We start from the raw sequence: 19804 nt of genomic DNA on the forward strand, positions 1-19804 counted from the left end.
GGGATTTAGGGGTTATGACGAATTCCCCTTCAGGGGATTTAGGGGTTATGACGAATTCCCCTTAAGGGGATTTAGGGGATTTACGCCGCATTCTCAACCCGTCTCACAAGTGGAAAGCCGCCGTAGTTTTCCCATAAGCCTGTAATGAGCTTGCGTTCTTTCGGGGTGTGCAGTCCGAAATCAATCAGGATTTCTCCATCCTGAATTCTCCGCTGAAAATACTCGGAATATTCGTCGGACATCACCGAGCTCGATAGTGCGCGTAAGCCGCCATCATCCAGCCGACCTACCACCACAAGTGCCAGTCCCGGAATCGCCACGAACCTTCCGTACACTTCCAATGCTTCCGAGATTCTGGTTACTTGCAGCTTATTTCTACGATGTTGTATGTTTTCGGTATAAAAATCGGCGCCGCAATGCTGATACAAGTTCACACACGTATCTTCTGACATGATCAGTGTGATTTCCTCTGCATTGTAACCTAATTTAATGAGTGTGCGATAGGCGCTTTCTGCATCTTGTCTCGTCGCAAATACCCCTGTCACAGTGCTTATTTTTTTTGGGCTTGGTAATGTCTCCATAACGCTTGGTGTGTAAAAGTTCTAAAAGTATCAATCTTATTAAATGTTCGATAAGATTTGTCTGTGTTACCAAATGTGTGCCCACCCACTGCAATTCAACTATACGTTTGCTCTGGACGCAACTAACAGGCTTTTCAGAAAGTAAATGATGTTAGTTCAGTGTGGTATTCCTTCTACACAGGACAAAAAATATTGGCTTTAAGAGTAATAACAAACCGGTAATCGCTTATATCAAACACCCGACTGAACAACTATTTACATCTAATCGTCACTAAATGAACAACCTTAATATGTCAATAAAATCACTGGCACTGGCTGCCATTTTCACAGTTTTCGCTTCCGCTGCACATTCTCAAACCGGCGTGGGCACAAAACCTGTAAAAGGCGCGGAAGTGTACCTGGATGGGAGCCGTAAAATGCTCGACGAAAAATGGGTGTACTGGGAAGGTCCGCGCCTTAAAGCAAAGGCCCCGATCAAATGGACTGTAGTGAATGATCCGGTTGATAAAGGAACCGTGATCAACTGCAATGATCCGGCTTCTGCGGGAGGACTTTATGGCTCCGCCGATATTGTTACAAAAAAACAATTCAAAGATTTCCGGGCACACGTCGAGTTTTTCATTACCAAGAAAGGGGGGAACAGTGGTGTCTATCTTCAGAACAGGTATGAAATCCAGGTTTTAGACGGAGATACTACCTCTCACGGAATGGCTGCGGTGATCAATGAAACGAAGTCGCCGTACTATGCCTATAATGGCATCGGCAAATGGAATTCGTATGATATCCTGTTCCGGGCTGCACGTTTCAAAGATGGTAAACTGGTGGAGCAACCCATGGTAACGCTTTATTTCAATGGAAAAAAAGTGCATTCAAACCAGAAGATCAGCCAGGTGTGGGGCGGCCCGAACTCGGGGATTGACGGTGGGAATAATGGCGGCAAAGGAATTACCGATACGCCGGGGGGATTGAAACTGCAGTCAGAAGGTCACGATGTATATTACCGGAATATCTGGATCAAAGAAATGGAGCTCGACAAACCGGATACGGATTTTTAGACAAGCAAGCTAGCTATATCGTTACAAAAAAGAACCGTCCGGCTATGGATATATTGGCCGGACGGTTCTTTATTTTACATTAAGCTTTGTCAATAGCAGACTACCCCTTCGGCTTATTTCTTCTTATAGTCGATCTTGAAAATGGTGCCATTGAGATCATCGGTCACATATAAGGCGCCGTCTGGTCCCTGAGCTAATCCGCATGGACGATGTTGGATGGGGCCGGTCGGCTTTGCAAGGTCTGTACCAGCAAAATTATCCGCAAAAATCTCCCATTTACCCGCCTTTCCGTTCACAAACGGCACAAAGGCAACCAGGTACCCTTTTTTCAGCTCTGGCGACTGACTGTGAAATGCGATGAAAGCACCGTTTTTATATTTGGCCGGAAACTTTGAACCTGTGTAAAATAGTAAAGCGTTTGGGCCTAAATGCGCCGGAAATGCAACCAGCGGGTTAATGGCCTTTTCGCCGGAAATCTTTTTACCATCTCCGCCATATTCGGGAGCAAGGATCTTTTTGTTCTGAAACTGATCGTAGTAGATGTATGGCCAGCCAGCATCGTCGCCTTCTTTCAACCGGTACAATGTTTCTGCCGGAAGTTCTGCACTGTGTTTGGGTGTGTAATATTGAGGGTAAAAGTCGTCGAACTTACCACGTCCGTGAGTTGTGGCATACAGCGCATTTGTCTTGTTATCCCAGTCAATTCCAACCGCGTTCTTTACCCCGGTCGCATAACGCGTTCCGTCTGCAAATTTCTGATTCAGCTTGTCGGCTTTGAATTTCCAGATCCCTCCGGCAGAATCCAGGATCGAGCAGGGTGACATCCCTTTTCCACTTCCTGCCTCGCGGCAGTTGTCACTGTAAGAACCTACTGTTACGTAAATATTTCCGGCATTATCCAGAGCGAGCGGCTTCGCATTGTCGCGGCCATGGTCTACCAATCCCTCAACGATCAATTCTGGCTTGTCAAAATCGATGATCTCTTCCTTATCATTCAGTTTGTAACGAAATACGCCTTTGTTCGACGAACTGTACAGGTAGCCATTTTTGATCGCAACGCCAGTACCTTGATAATCAGCAAAAAGCTTTTGTTCGTCGATGGTTCCGTCGCCATTTGTATCCCGTAAAAGGTACATGCCCTTTCCATCTTTCAACTTGGAGAGCTTTACATACATATCGCCATTTTTGCCGATGGCCATGTGTCGTGTTGCCCCGAGATCGGTTGCCAGTACCTTTGCTGAAAACCCGGCAGGCAGAATAAGTTCTTTCGCCTCAATCGGCGTGAATGAGAATGGGTCGGTCGTAAAACTCTTATAGGCAAACAAACCGGAAGTTGCCGCCAGAGCTAAAAGTGATGCCGAGAATTTAATTACATTTCGTTGCATGCAAGCTGGAATTGAGATTATGGGTGTTTATTTAATTATGATTCCAAAGTTTAACCCAATTAAAAGCATTTTACCGAAAGCTTGCTACTTAGGTATCCGATTTTATTTTAGAAATCATCTCTGGCTGGAATACTTTTTGAACATACCTTAACATCCGACGGACATCCGCCTGAACTTTTAAACTGATAACCATTAATCTTTAAAATTATGATCCCAAACGATAATGAGGACGAGGAAGGATTTGCGGAAGATCTGCCCGGAAATTACCCGGCCGAAGAAGATGTGTTCCGTCAGGGCCTGATCGAAGAAGACATCGATCCGGAAAACCCCACCGAGCTAAAAGAAGATATTGATATTGACGCGGACGAATGGAATGAAAAGACATTTTCCGACGATGTGACCGGCGGCGATCTGGATGTTCCGGGCTCAGAATTGGACGATGACGATGAGATGATCGGCCGCGAAGACGAGGAAAATAACTACTACAGTCTTGGTGGAGATAATCACGAGACACAAGAAGAGAATCAGGGAGATTAAGATTTGCTGTTTCTATTTGGTAGAGGTTTGGTACTTGGTATCAGACCTCTTTTTTGTTTCCACACTGTTTCAATTACGCAAGTAATGCAATCAGTATGATTTTACGCCTCATTGCTTTTTTCGAAAAGATCCCGAAAACCATGGCCGCATTTACTCCCGAAGCATTTAAAACAGAGCTTATTGCCATCCTGGATTATTGGGAAAAATATGCACCTGACCTTGAAAAAGGGGGTTTTTATGGACGGGTCAATTATGAAAACCAAGCTGATAAAGACTCGGCACGGTCCGTTGTTCTCACTGGACGAATTCTCTGGACATTTTCCCTGGCACACCGGTTATTTAAGGAAGCCAAATACCTGACCCTTGCCGACCGGGCTTACCAACAACTTGTTCGGTACTTTTTCGATGCAGAACATGGCGGGGTTTACTGGTCTGTGAAAGCGGATGGTTCTCCACTGGAAACTAAAAAACAGATTTATGGCAATGCATTTGCCATGTATGGGCTGAGCGAGTATTACCGTGTCACGCATTATCCGCCCGCGCTGGAAAAAGCAAAAGACCTTTTTAATCTCATTGAAAAACACGCATTTGACGCAGTTAATGGCGGTTATCGCGAGGCATTTTCGCGGGACTGGTCGGCTACGGACGATTACATTTTAAGCAAACGCCCGTGGATCAAAAGCATGAACACGCATTTGCATTTGGTGGAAGCTTATACTAATCTGTATAGCGTCTGGCCGGACAAGAAATTGAAAAAGCAAACCGCCGATATGCTGGAAGCGATCATCAAGCGCATTGTCAATCCGGAAACGGCGAGTATGCAATTGTTTTTTGATGAAACGTGGAAAGCCAAAGATCATATCGTTTCTTATGGGCACGACATCGAGGCTTCGTGGCTGTTATTTGAAACGGCGGAGATACTTCATGACGAGAAGCTGATTGAGAAAATGAAGAAATTATCCATTAAAATGGCGACCGCCGCGAGCAAGGGATTAGGTAAAGATGGCGCGCTAAATTATGAATACGACCCGGAAACGAAACATCTGCAAACCGACCGCAGCTGGTGGGTCGGAGCTGAGCAGTTGGTCGGCTTTTACAATGCGTATCAATTAACCAAAGACGAAAGCTTCCTTGCAAAGGCGCAGAAAAGCTGGGATTATGTCGTTAATGAGTTTATTGACAAAGAAAAAGGCGAATGGCACGGGACAGTCAAGGAAGATGGCACGCCCGTCAAAGGCGATAAGATCAATTTTTGGAAATGCCCGTATCACAATGCCCGCGCCTGCGCTGAAATGTGGCGGCGGGTGAGCAAAGCCTGAGTTTTCAGTTCAGAAACATCTCATCCACAAGTAGCAACGCACGTTTTCCTTTGTTACCATGCCATTCCGGTATTTTCTCGACGGGCTTGGCAACGATTTTGATATAAGAAACACTTTGCGGCTTGAAATTTCCCACAACCGTTTTTAATGTAGGAGCATCCCCTTTTGAGGGCATCTGCGCCTTGAATTTTGTCAGCAATTTCAGGTTATCCATGCTATCACCTCCCCAAATTTCCACAAGCTCGGGAGGGAAAATACTGGTTGCCTCCTCAATCATATAATGCAGTCCAAGGGAAGAAATGGTGACCGGCTTTTTGAATTCCGCCATAAAAGCCATGTCATTGTTCCTGACGCCCGCCCAGTTGTTAGCCCAGGCGGGGTTGTTAGCACCGATAACACCCAATTTATGATTAAAAAACGTCTTAGCGCCTTCCGCCTGATGTACCCTGTTTAGCGGCATAATCAGATTGACGCTATCAGGTACAAACTTACTTTTAAAGAAATCAAAAGTGGCCATTTCGCTACCATACCACCCTTTTTTGTATGCTTTGGCTTTGATCGTTTCACTTTGCGTCAGGACTTTTTTACCATCGAAAAGTGGTGAGTCAATGCTATCCGGATCCGTTCCATCGGTTGTATAGCGAATGTCCACACCTTTTATCGGATGCCTCAGATCCAGCGCAAGCGACTCCGAGAAAATGGTCGAGCTGTTCTTAACCTGCGGCGGGTTCAGTTGTAACGGGTTTTTACCATCATCTTTAAAACCACCAATGATGTTGATGGTCCTGAATTCCTTCTGCAATTTTTCCACATCAGCCGCAGTGAGTTTTGTATCCCAGACGGAGATGCTTTTCAGCGTCTTCAGATTCGGCAACAGACTTTTTAATTCGCTATAATTCAGCTTTGTACCCGACAATGTTATATTTTCAAGGTATTTTAATGCGGATAAGTCTTTCAAACCCACGCCCGTGACATTTGTGAAGTTGAGATCCAGCTTGCGAAGATTTTCAAATTGAGCAATGCTTTTGATATCGGCATCTTTGACAGGCATTTTGTTGAGATTCAATGAAATAACCTGCTTATTGATCTCACTCAATTCATCAAGTTGTTTTACATCATATGCCGAACTGTTGTAAATATTTACTGCCAGGGCCGGCGATTCCCTGGCCAGCGGGAGGATCGTTCTATAATCCGTGTTCAAATCCTTCACTGTTTCTTCATCCGCAGCTGCAAAATTGTATTCCTCCACCCGGTTCACCGGCTTCAAGTAAGCAGAAGCCAGGATCCTCATTGAATCATTTTCAGGAAGATCTATCAATTTTTTCTCAAAATCTGCTTTTTGTTTCACCCATAAAGTGAGCAGGGAAATCTCTTGCAGCGTAAGCTGCGCTTTGCCAGTTGGCGGCATATGCTTTTTTTCCTCCATCGGTAAATGCACACGCTGCAGTAAAAGGCTCATTTCAGGATTTCCGGCAACAAGCAGTTTTCCCGATTTACCACCTTTCAGTATAGCTTTCGGATCAGTCAGGATCAATTCGCCTTTCAGCTTTTCAGGATTATGGCAGCTGGTACATTTCTGTTCAAAAATCGGTTTGATCACGTTCGTATAGACAACGGCCTGGTCGAGCGGAACTGCGGCCATTTCACGCTGACTGGAAATCGGTTCCCATATGAAATTGCTTCCGTGCGTTAATGCAGCACCATAATGCCCCGTCATGACCAAAGCGACGACGGTCACAAATGCGCCGGTTTTGGCGATCGGAGCTTTATACCAATTTGTATTCCGGATCCAGTAAATGATTGAACCGATGAAAAAAATACCTGCACCCGTCCATTTGTGATAAGTTAGGATGATGCCCTCGTATCCTTCCTCCCGTGAAAGGAAAAGCCCCATTACGACGGTTGCAGCAGCAAAAAGCGTCCCGACCAAAAGCAGGTTTTGCAGAAAGTTTTTGTAAAATGAATTGGCGGCGTATTCCGGTTTGAACCTGAAAAATTCCAGTAACATCGCAATCAAAAGGATCACAATCGGAAAATGCAGGATCAGCGGATGCATGCGTCCGATGGTTTGCAACCACGGCGGGATCACAAGTTTACTTTCGAAAACCAGCAGAAATAAAATGACAATGTTGGAAGCTACCAGTAACTGTTCCGCAAAAATTCTAAATCTTAAATGCATTTAAACTAGCTTATAATGTCATTCACAACTTTGCCGGAGACGTCTGTTAACCGGTACCTTCTTCCCAGATGTTTGAAAATCAGTTTTTCATGGTTGAGACCTAGTTGATGTAAAATAGTAGCCTGAAAATCATGTACATGCACCGGATTTTTTGCGATGTTGTATCCCAGTTCATCCGTTTCGCCATACACAATTCCGGGTTTGATACCGCCGCCTGCCATCCAGATCGTAAAACAGCGCGGGTGGTGATCGCGACCATAATTATCGGCTGTAAGTTTTCCCTGCGTATAACTTGTACGTCCAAATTCTCCGCCCCAGATCACAAGTGTTTCATCAAGTAACCCTCTCTGTTTCAAGTCGGTTACCAATGCGGCAGACGCCTGATCCACGTCCATTGCCTGCTTTGTGATCTCAAATGGCAGGTTACCATGCTGGTCCCAGCCCTGGTGATAAAGCTGAACGAACCGGACGCCATTTTCAGAAAGCTTCCGTGCGAGCAGGCAGTTAGCAGCATATGTACCCGGAACGAGGCATTCAGGGCCATACAACTTAATGATATCGTCGGATTCTTTTGAAAGATCCATTACCTCCGGCACCGCAGTTTGCATGCGGTACGCCATCTCGTATTGTTTGATTTTTGCAGTTATTTCAGGATCTCCAAACTCCTGGTAAGAAAGCTCATTCAACTGAGAAAGATTGTCGAGCATATCCCGGCGGTCGTGACGATCCATTCCTTCCGGGTCACGCAGATACAGTACCGGATCTTCACCTTTGCTGAACTGCACCCCCTGATGAACTGAATCGAGGAAGCCATTTGACCAGAGCTTGGAATAAACCCCCTGACCATTTCCTACTCCACGAGATAACAGGACAGTAAAATTCGGCAGGTTTTTATTTTCATTCCCCAAACCATAACTCAGCCACGATCCCATACTCGGCCGGTTTCCCTGCTGCGAGCCCGTTTGTAAAAAGGTTAATGCCGGATCGTGATTGATGGCCTCGGTATACATGGATTTCACAAAGCACAGATCATCCACAATTTTAGAAGTATAAGGCATCAGGTTACTAACCCAAGCCTGCGACTGCCCGTATTGTTTGAAATCCACAAATGAGCCTACCAGCGGAAAAGACGCCTGATTAGCCGTCATGCCCGTCAGACGCTGCGTGCCACGAACCGATGGCGGAATTTCCTGACCGAGCATCTCACGCAGTTTCGGCTTATAATCGAACAACTCCTGCTGGGAAGGTGCACCGTTTTGAAAAAGGTAGATTACCCTTTTCGCTTTCGGCGCAAAATGCGGAATTCCGGGTGCCAACCCTTCTTCTTCCATCCCCGCCCCATTCAACAAATCCGGCATCAGCAGGGAGCCGAGTGCCACACCGCCTATCCCCAAACTCATGGAAGACAAAAAGCGCCTTCTGTTGAAATTAAGTCCGTGTTCTAATATTTCCTTTTCCATGTTTTTTTAGCTGTTAGCTGTTAGCGATTAGCTTTTAGCTTTTAGTAATTAGCCTTTAACGATTGGCTTATTGATGATTTTGTTTCTAGCAATTTGCCTCTAGTTTTTTGGCTAAAAGCTAACGGCTAAAAGCTAATAGCCAATCAAGACTTCGTTATCGTTTCTTCCAAATTATAAATCGTCGAAATAACCCTTGCCAGTGCTGCTAATGCCTTTTTATCGACGTTTTTCATGAGTGGGTACTCTCCTATTGCGACCATTTTTTCTGCGGTTTGCGGCTTTATGGTTTTCAGCTGCTGTTCGTAATATTTGCTAAGTACTTCCAGTTCTTTTTCGCTTGGCGTGCGACAAACGATAAGCCGGAAGGCTTTAATGAGCTTTTCCTTGCTTTCTGTTTTTTCCTGCAAAAGCTTCGTCGCCAAAACGCGCGATGCTTCCAAAACCGCCGGGTCGTTCATCATGACCAATGCCTGCAAAGGTGTATTGGTTTTCAATCTCTTTACTTCGCATAAATCCCGGTTGCTTGCGTCGAAAATACTCATGGTCGGAGGAGGCACGGTGCGTTTGATCAATGTATACATTCCTCTGCGATACAAACTTGCACCATGGTCCTGATTGTAAACGGAGAGCAAACCGCGGCCGGAAGTAGCACCTTCCCAAAGTCCCGCAGGCTGATACGGTTTCACACTCGGCCCGCCGATCGTTTTGTTGAGAAGTCCGCTGCTGGCCAGTACCAGGTCTTTGATAAACTCGGCATGAATGCGGTAACGCGGGCCGCGAGCCAGCAAAACATTATCGGGATCAACTGCCAGCTTTTCCTTCGTCACCACTGCGGACTGCCGGTACGTTGCCGACATCACCATCTGTTTAACCAACCTTTTCACATCCCAGTTATGCTCCATGAAATCAACGGCTAGCCAGTCGAGCAGCTTAGGATTAGAGGGCAATTCTCCCTGCATTCCAAAATCACCTGAAGTTTTTACAATGCCTTTTCCGAAAAATTCCTGCCATAAGATATTCACATAAACTCTGGAAGTCAATGGATTGCGTTTATCAAAAAGCCATTTGGACAAGCCTAACCTATTTTTAGGGAGGTTTTTATCAAAAGGTAAAATAGAAGACGGAGTACCAGGCTGCACTTCATCGCCCGGCGCATCGTAAACGCCTCTTTTCAGAATGTAAGTCTTGCGAAGTGTATCCAGATCGCCCATTACCGAAACGATGAGCCGGTTGGTATCGGGCTTGTTTACAAACGTCAGGATTTTCTCAACATCCTCGTTGCTGATCTCCATTAAAGGTTTTTTGGCATATGTTTCCGGCCCCCCGATCACCGATTCGATACCGACTTCCTCGACATTATTGAAGAAGGCAAACATCTGGTAATATTCTTTTTGGGAGAATGGATCGTATTTATGATCGTGGCAATGCGCACATTCGAGGGTAACTCCGAGTAAACCTTTGCCAAACAAATCGTTGCGATCTGTTACATACATAATGCGGTATTCTTCGGGAATTACGCCGCCTTCCTCGGTGATCTTGTGATTTCGGTTAAAACCCGTTGCCAGCAATTGTTCTTTGGTTGAATTTGGCATCAAATCACCAGCCAGCTGCCAGGTTACAAAATCATTATAATGCATGTTTTTGTTAAATGCATGAATGACCCAATCCCGCCACGGCCACTGCGTCCGGTAACCGTCATCCTGATATCCGTGGGAATCTGCGTATCGGGCCAGGTCAAGCCAGTGAATGGCCATTTTTTCACCATAAGAAGGATTTTTAAGCAGCTGATCGACCATTTTTTCATAGGCATTCGCACTTTTGTCTGCTATGAACTCGTCCATCATTTTCAAAGTTGGCGGCAAACCGTTCAGGTCCAGGCTCAAACGTTTCAGCAATCGCTCTTTATCTGCTTCCCCGTTTGGTTCCAAGCCTTTTTGCTCCTGTTTTTCCAGGACAAAATGATCAATTTCATTTTTGGGCCAATCCTCACGATCAACTTCGGGAACGGCTGGTTTTTTCGGCGCAACAAATGCCCAGTGTTTTTCATATTTCGCACCTTGCTTAATCCATTTTTCAATGAGATCAACTTCACGCTGTGAAAGTTTGAGATTGGACGCAGGCGGGGGCATTTTCAAGGCGGTATCTTCGGTAGTGATCCGAAGGTAAACCTGCGACAGCTCGGGCTTGCCTGCGATCAGCGCATGTGCCTTGGGATTTTCCTGCAATGCTTTAAATGCACTTTGCGGATCGTCGAGCCTCAGGCCCGCTTCCCGTTTATTTGCATCCGGACCGTGACAGGCCAGACATTTATCGGATAGAATGGGCCTGATGTCAAAGTTATAGCTTACCTGCTCGGGAAGTTTTTCCTCCGCCGCCTGACTCGATGTAGATGTGTTACAGGATTGAAATGTCAGTGCGGCACATGCAGAGAGCATGGTTAAAACCAATCTCGTCTTCAAATTCATAATTCTGGTTCAGTATCTGCTCCACTTTTTTGTTAATATAAATAAATAACTAAAAAAATGTACATTTTATTGGTTAACAAGATAGCATTGTTTAAATAACTCAACCATCCTGTGCTATACTGCTCCAAGTCTGCGACTTTACCGAACTTTTTGATTTTCAAGTAATTAACCCGGCTAATTATCTAATAATCAGCCGGGTTATGCTACTCTTTGAATGAGTCAATGTTAAATTCAAATACAGGAAATCACCTGCCGACAAGCACTTTCGCTGTTTTAGCGGAACCATCTACCATCATCATATTGATCACATAGATACTCCGCGGCAGCTGGCTCACGTCAATCCCCTGGTTGGCGAAAGACTTTCCGCGATAAACAGCATTGCCTTTCAGATCTGTCAAATTCACTTCCTTTACTTTATCGGGATCGTTCTGCGTTACAAACAAACGATCTGACGCAGGATTGGGGTAAAAAGCAATCTCCGGATTACTGCCGATCTCCACCTTGCGGATCGCGCTGTAAGCATATGTTTCATCCAGGTCTACCATTTTAAGCCGATAAAAATTCAGTCCGGAAAAAGGTTTCGTGTCTGTGAATTCGTAGTTTGTCGCAACTGTTCCTGAAAGACTTGGATCTCCTGTCGCGGCCACCGTTCCGATCGAAACCCACGATTTCCCCTCTAAACTCCTTTCGATATCGAAATGGCTGGAATTAATTTCTGAACTGGTAATCCATTCGAGATGAGCCTGTTGTTCCTTGTTTTGCGCAGTAAAACGAACCAGCGTTACGGGTAATGTGCCATCCTGCAACGCCCCGAGCGAATACACGTTGAAATTGTCCGGGACAAGCGATGACGTGGTGGTAATCGATCCCGATGTTTTGTTGCTCGCTCCGCCAATAATGGATGTGGGGTCTACTATAGATGGAATTTTGATCCACCGAGTACCATTCCAGCCAACAATTGTCAGTTTTGAAATATCTTTTGTGCCCAGAAGTGTGTTCAAGTCGCTCCCTGAATTCCAGGTTAATGTGATTTTTGTCTGCTCGCTGCCATTAATGTCCCAGTATTCTTTTTTCGAGATCACTTGGAGTGCCGGTTCGAACAAACCTGAATTAAATGGCCCCTCGGCCGGGAGCACTCCATAGTTGCCTCCGATCGGATTATTGGTAATGGCTATGCCGGGATCAACTCCAAAATAGGCGCCGGTCGTTTCCTGAGAAGCTGCAAACGGTCTGAGCGCCCCATTATCGCCAACCGGATAAACGAACGCCCCGGTGCCGGTTTTTTTAACATAACCATCCACAAAGTTGCCGTCACCCAATACGCCTGAAATAACAGACGAACCGAAACTGACCATTCCGATTGGGAAATCTCTTTTGGTGGTAATAAGCGCATTCTGCTGGGCGAAACTCTCCCGGGCAACTGATAAAAAAGATAGAAATGCTAGTGTAGTAAAAGTAATTCTATTCATAGGATCGGCTACGTGTGATAAAATGATAGATAAATGTACGTTTAGAATTAAATAGTACGCACAGATTACGAATAATTTCTATTCAAAAAAAGTAGCCGAGGCGTGGAAAGTGAATAAATTCCGACAAAAGGCAATAATTAGCTAATAAAACGCCCTAAAACAGTCATTTTGACTAGAAGTAATTCGTAAAGATTAGAGACATTGTTTATGCACATGCTCACCCATGCTGCGGAATTCACGCCGCGGCTATGATCGAAGCTTCGAGTAGCTTATTTTGCGGGCTGAAAACCTGAACACGCAAGCCATGGGATTGAGAACTTACATCCGCGAAAATTTTATACTCGACATCAAGCCATACAAACCCAAGAATTTGAGGAAGCCGGAGCGAGTGCTCGACATTGTTTCGGCATGGAAAGGATTGGAGATGATCATTGAAGACATTATAGAGCAATTCCACCTGCCGCGGAAACGCTGCATTGAGTTTGGGGTAGAATTTGGTTACTCCACTGTGGTTTTTTCCAACTATTTTGGATCAGTAACCGGCGTTGACACTTTTGAGGGGGACGAACATACCGTCAATAAAAACGAGCATTTCGAGGAAACCAGCAGGCGCCTTGTGGCATACCCGAATATTCGATTGGTTAAATCGGATTACAAAGATTGGATTGTGACGGATCAGCAGCGATACAATCTCGCGCATGTAGACATTGTGCACAACTACAAAGAAACCTACGAATGTGGCCTTTGGGCGGCGCAACATAGTGACTGCACCATTTTTCACGATACGGAAAGCTTTCCAGCCGTGAGAGAAGCCGTAAAAGACATCGCAAAAGCGACCGGGCAGACGTTGTACAACTACCCTGAACATTACGGACTGGGGATATTGGTCGATACTAAATCACTACGGAAAAAAGCGCGTTGATTTTTACAACAAAACCGAGATCTCATCCTCAACTTCTTGTCGGCTCGCCTGATGGCGGATCGCCGCATTTCCTGCGTGCAAAATAAGAAGACCTCCCAATGCACAGAACGCCATCAGTCCAACCATCGGTATTGCGGTGTTGTTATGAAGAAGGCTCACGATTCCGGAGATGAGGGCACCGGCTCCCATACGCCAGCTGCCTAATAAAGCTGAGGCGCTGCCCGCATGTTTATGGAATGGTGCAAGCGACAATGCCGAAGTATTCGGGCCTGTCAGCCCCTGACCTGTCAGAAACAGAAACATCATCCCGATCAATGAGAATAAGTCAAACCAGTTATTATAAACCCCGACGATCAATGCGGTTCCGATAATGCTCTGGTAAAACAATGTTACCTTGATGATCTGCTCGCTGGTGTATTTCTTTAAAAGAAAGTGATTGAGCTGCGTAGACCCGATCATTGCAACCGCCAGAAAAGCGAATATCCATCCATATTGCTGTTCGGATACTTTGTAAATATTCATAAATACATCTGCGGACCCTGCGATATAGGCAAATGGGGCAGCTGTCGCGAGTCCGCCCGCAAGCGTATAAATGAGGAACTGCGGCTGACGGATCACTGTGGCATACCCTTTCAAAACCGCCTTCGGGCGTAGCGACACGGAATCATCGGCCTCGTGCCCGGTCGGCAGAAAAAAGTAAATAGCGCCAATAATTACGCTCACGATCCCGGCCAGAATGACAAATATCCACTGCCAGGCAATGGCTGAAGTAACGTAGCCCCCGACTGTGGGAGCAATCATCGGCGAAACTGCGATCACCAGTGTGATCAGTGAAAACACTTCTGCACGCTTATCGGAAGGAAAAAGATCACTTACCAATGCCTGAGAGGCTACTAAACCGACACATCCTCCCATTGCCTGAAAGAACCGCATCACAATCAGCGCTTCCACGGAGGTAGTGAATGCACAACCAATGGAAGCAATTACATACAGAGCCAGGCCCACATAAAGCGGTTTCTTACGACCGAAGCGATCCAATAAAGGACCGTAAATGATTTGTCCGATGCAAATTCCGATCAGGTAACCGGTTAATGAAAGCTGAACTTGATCAATGGTCGTATGCAGGTCTTCTGCGATGCGCGGAAAACCCGGTAGATACATGTCAATGGAAAAAGGACTCACTGTGGCAAGCGATCCCAGAATGAGGATGATATATGTGTAGTGTCTGCGACTCATAATAATACAACGATTACAAGTCTAACGGCCGCTAAATATTAATAAGTTCCTATTTTTCGATAAAAGCACTAAAAAAAACCGGCTCGCATTGAACCGGTTTTGAAGTTTAAACAAATGCAGATTACTTATTATCTGTTTTCTCCTTAATGTCTTCCTTAATTTCTTTTGCTTCTTTCTTGGTAGCCTTATACGCCTTTTTCGTCCCTTTTTTTGTTTTATCGTAGGCTTTTTCTGTTCCATCGGCTACATTTTCAGCACCCTCTCTGGTTTTTTCGCCGACGACTTTGGCGTCTTTTTTCATTTCTTTTTTTGCCTTCCTGCCGGCTTCTTTTGTATCATCAACCGCTTTTTCCGTTTTCGTCCGTTCCTGATCCTGAGCAAAAGCCGCAGTTGACAATCCTATCATCGCAGCGAGAACAAATACTTTTTTCATGATTTTCTGTTTTATTGAATAATGCCGGGACTTCAAGGCACCCGCCTCAAACCCGACACTGTATAACAACAAAAATCATTCCCTTAGGTAATCTCTAACACGATTTTCTCAATTTGATCCTTAATAACGGGAATGATATTTCTCGCAACATCCCAGACGATATGATAGTTTACCCCTATATAATCATGTATCAAACGATCCCGCATTCCAGCCATATTTTTCCATGCAATGCCATTCCAACGTAACTTGACATCGACCGGGATTTGCTTCGTGGCTTCTCCAATAATTTCCAGACTCCGCACAATTGCCCGCTTATGCGTTTCATCCGTCAAAAAGTGTTCTTTCGAATAGTCGGTCGTGATCACCGAAGTTATGTACTCACACTCAATTAATATGTGGCGCAGGTATTCGATATAATCCTTAGACATATTCTACGTCTTTCAGGATGTGCGGACCAATAAACGGGCTTAGACCTTTAACCGAAACGATGTCAACATTATATCCCTGGAAAACAGACTCAAGTAATTGACATGCCTCAATGAAATTGATATAAGTCTCCTTGTCATTTTCAAAATCGATAAGAATGTCAATATCGCTTCCCTCCTTCATATCATTCCGACAAGCCGAACCAAACAAGCCTAATCTATTGATACCGAATGTGCGGAGTCGAGACTTTGAAGAGGCTAGCCGATCTTTTATCGCGTTTTTTTGAAGCATTGTTATGGCGGTGTTTGTCTGTAAAAATAAGAATTTCCAAGTCTTAAAAATAAAAAATGCCCGACCGAAAGCGGCCGGGCAAAGTAATATGTAGCCTCAATGTCTATTTTGGCAATTGGGCCGCGTGATATGTGATGACTGATCCGGCTTCCTTTTCCGAAGCTTTCACAACTTTTGGAATAACTTTCCCACCCATCCCATGCAACTCCCCCTTGTTCACGGCAATATGCGGCGCAATGACCAGAGAGACAATGGACATCAGTTTGATCAGAATGTTCATAGATGGACCCGAGGTGTCTTTGAATGGATCTCCAACCGTATCTCCGGTTACAGCAGCCTTGTGTGGCTCTGACTTTTTATAGAAAGTCTCTCCATTAATTACTGCACCTTTTTCAAACGACTTTTTCGCGTTATCCCAGGCACCACCTGCATTGTTCTGGAAAATACCCATTAAAACTCCTGAAACGGTTACACCCGCCAGTGTTCCGCCGAGTACTTCCGGCCCAAAAAGAAACCCGACAAGTACCGGAACGATCAATGCGATCAGACCGGGGGCGACCATTTCACGGATCGAGGCCTGCGTAGAAATTGCCACGCATTTATCATATTCCGGCTTGGCTGTACCTTCCATGATCCCCGGGATCTCGCGGAACTGACGCCGCACTTCTTCCACCATTTTCATCGCCGCCCGACCTACTGCCGCAATGGCGAGTGATGAGAAGATGAACGGGATCATTGCACCCACGAACAATCCCGCCAGCACATTGGCTTTATAAATATCAATGGAGTTGATGCCCGCCACACCACAAAATGCAGCAAAAAGCGCAAGTGAGGTAAGTGCTGCCGAAGCAATCGCAAAACCTTTCCCCGTTGCCGCGGTAGTGTTACCCACTGCATCCAGAATGTCCGTACGGCCGCGTACCTCTTCCGGTAAATGCGCCATTTCAGCAATCCCACCGGCATTATCGGCGATTGGACCAAAAGCATCGATCGCCAGCTGCATGGCTGTTGTTGCCATCATCCCGGCGGCGGCAATGGCCACCCCATATAAACCCGCAAATTCGTAACTAATGAAAATACCCGCTGCCAGAACGAGTGTTGGAATGACGGTAGATTCCATCCCCACAGAAAGCCCGCCGATGATGTTGGTAGCATGGCCGGTCGAAGATTGGTTTACGATAGACTGCACCGGACGCTTGCCCATGGCAGTGTAATATTCCGTCACTGTGGACATTATCGCACCGACAACCGAGCCGAGTAATATTGCCAGGTACACATCCATGGCATCAAAATCCACACCACGGATCGTCAGATTTCCTTCGGGTAACATCCAGATGGTGAGAGGATAACTCACAATCAGCACAATAATGATCGACCCCCAGTTACCGCGGTTCAATGCACCCTGCACATTACCGTTGTCGTCGCCGACACGAACCAGTAACATGCCGATGATGGAAGCGATCAAACCCATTCCAGCGATTACCATCGGTAAAAGGATCGGTGCAATGCCGCCAAAGTTATCCGTTCCCTGCGCCACGATTTCCCGTCCGAGTACCATCGTCGCGAGGATTGTTGCTACATAAGAACCGAACAAATCGGCCCCCATACCAGCCACGTCGCCCACATTATCACCTACGTTATCAGCAATGGTAGCAGGGTTACGGGGATCATCTTCGGGAATTCCTGCCTCTACTTTACCTACCAGATCGGCGCCGACGTCGGCGGCCTTTGTGTAAATTCCACCACCTACCCGAGCGAATAAGGCAATGGACTCAGCACCCAAGGAAAACCCGGCAAGCACTTCAAGCACCTTTTCCATCGCCAGCCCATTCACATCCGTGGAATCTCCCACGAAAACGGAATATAGTATAATAAACAAGCCTCCCAGACCGATTACCGCTAGACTTGCCACCCCGATTCCCATTACAGAACCACCCGTGAAAGAAACTTCCAATGCCTTGGTAAGACTGGTGCGTGCAGCCTGTGTCGTACGCACATTAGACTTGGTAGCAATGTTCATCCCGATGTAGCCGGCGAATGCGGAAACGAATGCGCCGATCAGAAATGATATACCAATAAAGGCACTTGAGTTTTCCACCAAAGTGCCCGAATAACCTAATAAAATACTGACTATTATACCAAATACAATGAGAACGCGCCATTCGGCTTTCAGGAATGCGAGCGCGCCGTCAGCGATCGCGTCGGAAATCTCTTTCATTTCCGGACTTCCGGCATCCTGGCGAACAACCCACCCTCGTTTAAAGAACATAACCAGCAAGCCGATAACACCCAGCGCCGGTACTAAATAGGTAATGTAACTCATGCGTTTTAAAGTATTTGGTTAAAAGGTTTTATAATCCCGTAAATATAGAGAATGAGACCTCATAACAAAACCGCAAAAGCCTTATTTTTGAGCAATTCGTATGAATTTTATAAGTTTTTGGAGACGTCAATCCGCGCGACGCCCGGATCGAACAAGAGAAAGGATCAGGTAACTGAGCACAAAACCGAGTGCTCCCATTGCAATGGCAAGCAAAGTTGCACCTAAAAAATACTGTACAAAATTGACATGGATCGATTCGAGTGTCAGATCTTCCACGGAGGTTAGCTGCACGCCGTTCTTATAAAATATCCCACCGAACTTGTAGCTTCCGAAGATGATCAATGGGATGAAAGGCGGGATGCTGATGTTTGCCGCCGTCAGGAAAAGCACTTTGTTCATCCGAAAATAAATGGAAAGCGGAATACCCACCAGCAACTGAAAGCCCCAGATTGGCAGGATCCCCATAAAAAAGCCGAAACCAATGGACCTGGCTTTGCTTAAATTGGACTCATCTGGTTTAACCGCCTCATCTTTGATTATTTTCCATAACCCTTTTTTCCGAAGTTCGATCCAGAGTCTTTTTGGTAAATAATAAAGCAATGTGAGGATTACGAGCCAGGTATTAAGAATGCTGATCCTCGTAAAATCACGCCAGGGACGGAAATGCGTTACGCGTTCGTCTTTGTCGTAAATGACATTGATGTTCACGGGAAGAATTGGCACATTTTTCCAGGCCAGTTTAACAATGACCTCGATCTCCGTTTCGAATTTGGTTGAAAACAGTTTGGTGGTTTTCAACGATTTTAGCGGGTATAACCTGAATCCCGTTTGAGTGTCGGGTAGCGTGAGGCCGGTTTCGAATGTAAACCAGAAGTTGGAAAATTTATTTCCGAATGAGCTTTTACCAGGCACACCTTCCTGCTCCATATTACGCGAACCCATGAGCAATGCGCCGGGATTCCGGTATGCTTCTTCGATGAAAACCGGTATGTCGGAGGCTAAATGCTGCCCGTCCGAATCGATGGTGATCGCGTTTTTATAACCCAGCCGGATCGCTTCCTTAAAACCTCTCCTGAGCGAGTAGCCTTTTCCTCGATTGGAATTATTATTGAGTACGTTAAGCTTGGCCCCATACCTGGCTAGTATGTATATCGTCTGATCGGTGGAACCGTCATTCACCACGATAATGGCTTGCTTTCCTGAGTACTCCAGTACACCGTCTATTACTCTGCGGAGTGTCTTTTCATTGTTATAGGTAGGGATTATAATGCAGCAATCGATGTCAGAAAGGGTCATCTTACTTGGCTAATGGATTTTAACATGTATCGCTCGCTGAGTATCTGCAAAAACGCTGATCAGATGTAAGTGACCTGCGCTTTGAAAAATGTACTTTCACCCCACCTACCCATTGCATTTACCTCGATCACTTCATTTTCTTTTATTACAAACTCAATGATAAAACGAGGCGTTTTTTCCGGATTCAGCACTTCCAGAAATTTACACGAACGGATGGTTTTTACCTTTAAATCTCTCTGTAAATGCTGTTCCGCTACTTTTTTCACCATTTGCAGCTGAATCACACCCGGCGTCACCGGCAGGTTAGGGAAATGACCTTTATAAATAGCGTTTGTTGCATCCAGGCTCACTTCTGCCACAAACTTGTCCCCTTCCGCATTCAAACTGTGGATCGAAAAGATCTGCTTTTTTGACATCTGTTCAGGTA

17 protein-coding genes are annotated in these 19804 nt (G+C 45.7%); 4 read left to right on the forward strand and 13 right to left on the reverse strand.

Translation table 11 applies throughout. From position 1 onward, the window contains the following. Positions 1 to 80: 80 nt before the first annotated feature. Positions 81 to 581, reverse strand: a complete 501-nt coding sequence (locus LZG72_RS19520; RefSeq protein WP_233876227.1) for a hypothetical protein — start codon at positions 579 to 581, stop codon at positions 81 to 83. A 275-nt stretch (positions 582 to 856) separates the two neighbouring features. Here LZG72_RS19520 and LZG72_RS19525 point away from each other — a divergent pair, with 275 nt between their 5' ends. Further along, a complete protein-coding gene (locus LZG72_RS19525; protein WP_409017722.1) occupies positions 857 to 1636 on the forward strand; it encodes a DUF1080 domain-containing protein in 780 nt (259 codons plus the stop codon). A 113-nt stretch (positions 1637 to 1749) separates the two neighbouring features. Here LZG72_RS19525 and LZG72_RS19530 read toward each other — a convergent pair whose 3' ends face one another. Further along, positions 1750 to 3021: a sorbosone dehydrogenase family protein gene (locus LZG72_RS19530; RefSeq protein WP_233876229.1), complete on the reverse strand. Its 1272-nt coding sequence runs from the start codon at positions 3019 to 3021 to the stop codon at positions 1750 to 1752. 207 nt (positions 3022 to 3228) lie between these two features. Between LZG72_RS19530 and LZG72_RS19535 the strand changes: the two genes are divergently transcribed. Both LZG72_RS19535 and LZG72_RS19540 read left to right on the forward strand, forming a co-directional pair. Continuing rightward, entirely contained in the window at positions 3229 to 3558 is a 330-nt protein-coding gene (locus tag LZG72_RS19535; RefSeq protein WP_233876231.1) for a hypothetical protein, read from the forward strand. Between the two features lie 95 nt (positions 3559 to 3653). Next, positions 3654 to 4877, forward strand: coding sequence for an AGE family epimerase/isomerase (locus LZG72_RS19540; RefSeq protein WP_310590563.1), 1224 nt, complete (start codon positions 3654 to 3656; stop codon positions 4875 to 4877). A 4-nt stretch (positions 4878 to 4881) separates the two neighbouring features. On the opposite strand, the gene LZG72_RS19545 is transcribed toward LZG72_RS19540, so the two are convergent. The 4 genes from LZG72_RS19545 to LZG72_RS19560 form a co-directional block, all read right to left on the reverse strand. Then, the gene (locus LZG72_RS19545; RefSeq protein ID WP_233876233.1) at positions 4882 to 7056 is read right to left on the reverse strand and encodes a c-type cytochrome domain-containing protein; all 2175 of its coding nucleotides are present in this window, start codon (positions 7054 to 7056) and stop codon (positions 4882 to 4884) included. A gap of 5 nt (positions 7057 to 7061) precedes the next feature. After that, complete coding sequence (locus tag LZG72_RS19550) at positions 7062 to 8516, reverse strand: DUF1501 domain-containing protein (RefSeq protein ID WP_233876235.1); 1455 nt, start codon at positions 8514 to 8516, stop codon at positions 7062 to 7064. Positions 8517 to 8659: 143 nt separating this feature from the next. Then, on the reverse strand, positions 8660 to 10951 hold the full coding sequence (locus LZG72_RS19555) for a PSD1 and planctomycete cytochrome C domain-containing protein (RefSeq protein ID WP_233876236.1): 2292 nt from the start codon (positions 10949 to 10951) through the stop codon (positions 8660 to 8662). A gap of 275 nt (positions 10952 to 11226) precedes the next feature. Further along, on the reverse strand, positions 11227 to 12450 hold the full coding sequence (locus tag LZG72_RS19560; RefSeq protein ID WP_233876238.1) for a T9SS type A sorting domain-containing protein: 1224 nt from the start codon (positions 12448 to 12450) through the stop codon (positions 11227 to 11229). Between the two features lie 304 nt (positions 12451 to 12754). Here LZG72_RS19560 and LZG72_RS19565 point away from each other — a divergent pair, with 304 nt between their 5' ends. Beyond that, entirely contained in the window at positions 12755 to 13372 is a 618-nt protein-coding gene (locus tag LZG72_RS19565; protein ID WP_233876240.1) for a class I SAM-dependent methyltransferase, read from the forward strand. Positions 13373 to 13375: 3 nt separating this feature from the next. Here the strand turns inward: LZG72_RS19565 and LZG72_RS19570 are convergent, their stop codons facing one another. From LZG72_RS19570 to LZG72_RS19600, 7 genes are all read right to left on the reverse strand, one after another. Next, positions 13376 to 14608: a multidrug effflux MFS transporter gene (locus LZG72_RS19570; protein ID WP_233876242.1), complete on the reverse strand. Its 1233-nt coding sequence runs from the start codon at positions 14606 to 14608 to the stop codon at positions 13376 to 13378. A gap of 121 nt (positions 14609 to 14729) precedes the next feature. Further along, positions 14730 to 15041, reverse strand: a complete 312-nt coding sequence (locus tag LZG72_RS19575; RefSeq protein WP_233876244.1) for a hypothetical protein — start codon at positions 15039 to 15041, stop codon at positions 14730 to 14732. A gap of 83 nt (positions 15042 to 15124) precedes the next feature. Next, positions 15125 to 15469 carry a DUF86 domain-containing protein gene (locus LZG72_RS19580; protein ID WP_233876246.1) on the reverse strand — a complete coding sequence of 115 codons (345 nt, stop codon included), beginning with the start codon at positions 15467 to 15469 and terminating at the stop codon, positions 15125 to 15127. Next, on the reverse strand, positions 15462 to 15758 hold the full coding sequence (locus LZG72_RS19585; protein WP_233876248.1) for a nucleotidyltransferase family protein: 297 nt from the start codon (positions 15756 to 15758) through the stop codon (positions 15462 to 15464). The genes LZG72_RS19580 and LZG72_RS19585 overlap by 8 nt, the downstream gene beginning before the upstream one ends. A 103-nt stretch (positions 15759 to 15861) precedes the next feature. Beyond that, positions 15862 to 18081, reverse strand: coding sequence for a sodium-translocating pyrophosphatase (locus LZG72_RS19590; RefSeq protein ID WP_233876250.1), 2220 nt, complete (start codon positions 18079 to 18081; stop codon positions 15862 to 15864). A gap of 126 nt (positions 18082 to 18207) precedes the next feature. After that, positions 18208 to 19377: a DUF2062 domain-containing protein gene (locus tag LZG72_RS19595; protein WP_233876252.1), complete on the reverse strand. Its 1170-nt coding sequence runs from the start codon at positions 19375 to 19377 to the stop codon at positions 18208 to 18210. A 59-nt stretch (positions 19378 to 19436) separates the two neighbouring features. Further along, positions 19437 to 19793: a hypothetical protein gene (locus LZG72_RS19600; RefSeq protein ID WP_233876254.1), complete on the reverse strand. Its 357-nt coding sequence runs from the start codon at positions 19791 to 19793 to the stop codon at positions 19437 to 19439. Between the last annotated feature and the right edge of the window lie 11 nt (positions 19794 to 19804).

This window comes from Dyadobacter sp. CY323 (assembly GCF_021390245.1).
In the GTDB taxonomy this organism is placed as follows: domain Bacteria; phylum Bacteroidota; class Bacteroidia; order Cytophagales; family Spirosomataceae; genus Dyadobacter.

What these genes read in the sequence shown, in the direction of transcription:
- LZG72_RS19580 (WP_233876246.1), bottom strand. Translation starts at nt 15,469, where the DNA reads ATGTCTAAGGATTATATCGAATACCTGCGCCACATATTAATTGAGTGT.
- LZG72_RS19545 (WP_233876233.1), bottom strand. Translation starts at nt 7,056, where the DNA reads ATGCATTTAAGATTTAGAATTTTTGCGGAACAGTTACTGGTAGCTTCC.
- LZG72_RS19570 (WP_233876242.1), bottom strand. Translation starts at nt 14,608, where the DNA reads ATGAGTCGCAGACACTACACATATATCATCCTCATTCTGGGATCGCTT.
- LZG72_RS19575 (WP_233876244.1), bottom strand. Translation starts at nt 15,041, where the DNA reads ATGAAAAAAGTATTTGTTCTCGCTGCGATGATAGGATTGTCAACTGCG.
- LZG72_RS19595 (WP_233876252.1), bottom strand. Translation starts at nt 19,377, where the DNA reads ATGACCCTTTCTGACATCGATTGCTGCATTATAATCCCTACCTATAAC.
- LZG72_RS19530 (WP_233876229.1), bottom strand. Translation starts at nt 3,021, where the DNA reads ATGCAACGAAATGTAATTAAATTCTCGGCATCACTTTTAGCTCTGGCG.
- LZG72_RS19555 (WP_233876236.1), bottom strand. Translation starts at nt 10,951, where the DNA reads ATGCTCTCTGCATGTGCCGCACTGACATTTCAATCCTGTAACACATCT.
- LZG72_RS19520 (WP_233876227.1), bottom strand. Translation starts at nt 581, where the DNA reads ATGGAGACATTACCAAGCCCAAAAAAAATAAGCACTGTGACAGGGGTA.
- LZG72_RS19585 (WP_233876248.1), bottom strand. Translation starts at nt 15,758, where the DNA reads ATGCTTCAAAAAAACGCGATAAAAGATCGGCTAGCCTCTTCAAAGTCT.
- LZG72_RS19600 (WP_233876254.1), bottom strand. Translation starts at nt 19,793, where the DNA reads ATGTCAAAAAAGCAGATCTTTTCGATCCACAGTTTGAATGCGGAAGGG.
- LZG72_RS19540 (WP_310590563.1), top strand. Translation starts at nt 3,654, where the DNA reads ATGATTTTACGCCTCATTGCTTTTTTCGAAAAGATCCCGAAAACCATG.
- LZG72_RS19565 (WP_233876240.1), top strand. Translation starts at nt 12,755, where the DNA reads ATGGGATTGAGAACTTACATCCGCGAAAATTTTATACTCGACATCAAG.
- LZG72_RS19535 (WP_233876231.1), top strand. Translation starts at nt 3,229, where the DNA reads ATGATCCCAAACGATAATGAGGACGAGGAAGGATTTGCGGAAGATCTG.
- LZG72_RS19525 (WP_409017722.1), top strand. Translation starts at nt 857, where the DNA reads ATGAACAACCTTAATATGTCAATAAAATCACTGGCACTGGCTGCCATT.
- LZG72_RS19590 (WP_233876250.1), bottom strand. Translation starts at nt 18,081, where the DNA reads ATGAGTTACATTACCTATTTAGTACCGGCGCTGGGTGTTATCGGCTTG.
- LZG72_RS19550 (WP_233876235.1), bottom strand. Translation starts at nt 8,516, where the DNA reads ATGGAAAAGGAAATATTAGAACACGGACTTAATTTCAACAGAAGGCGC.
- LZG72_RS19560 (WP_233876238.1), bottom strand. Translation starts at nt 12,450, where the DNA reads ATGAATAGAATTACTTTTACTACACTAGCATTTCTATCTTTTTTATCA.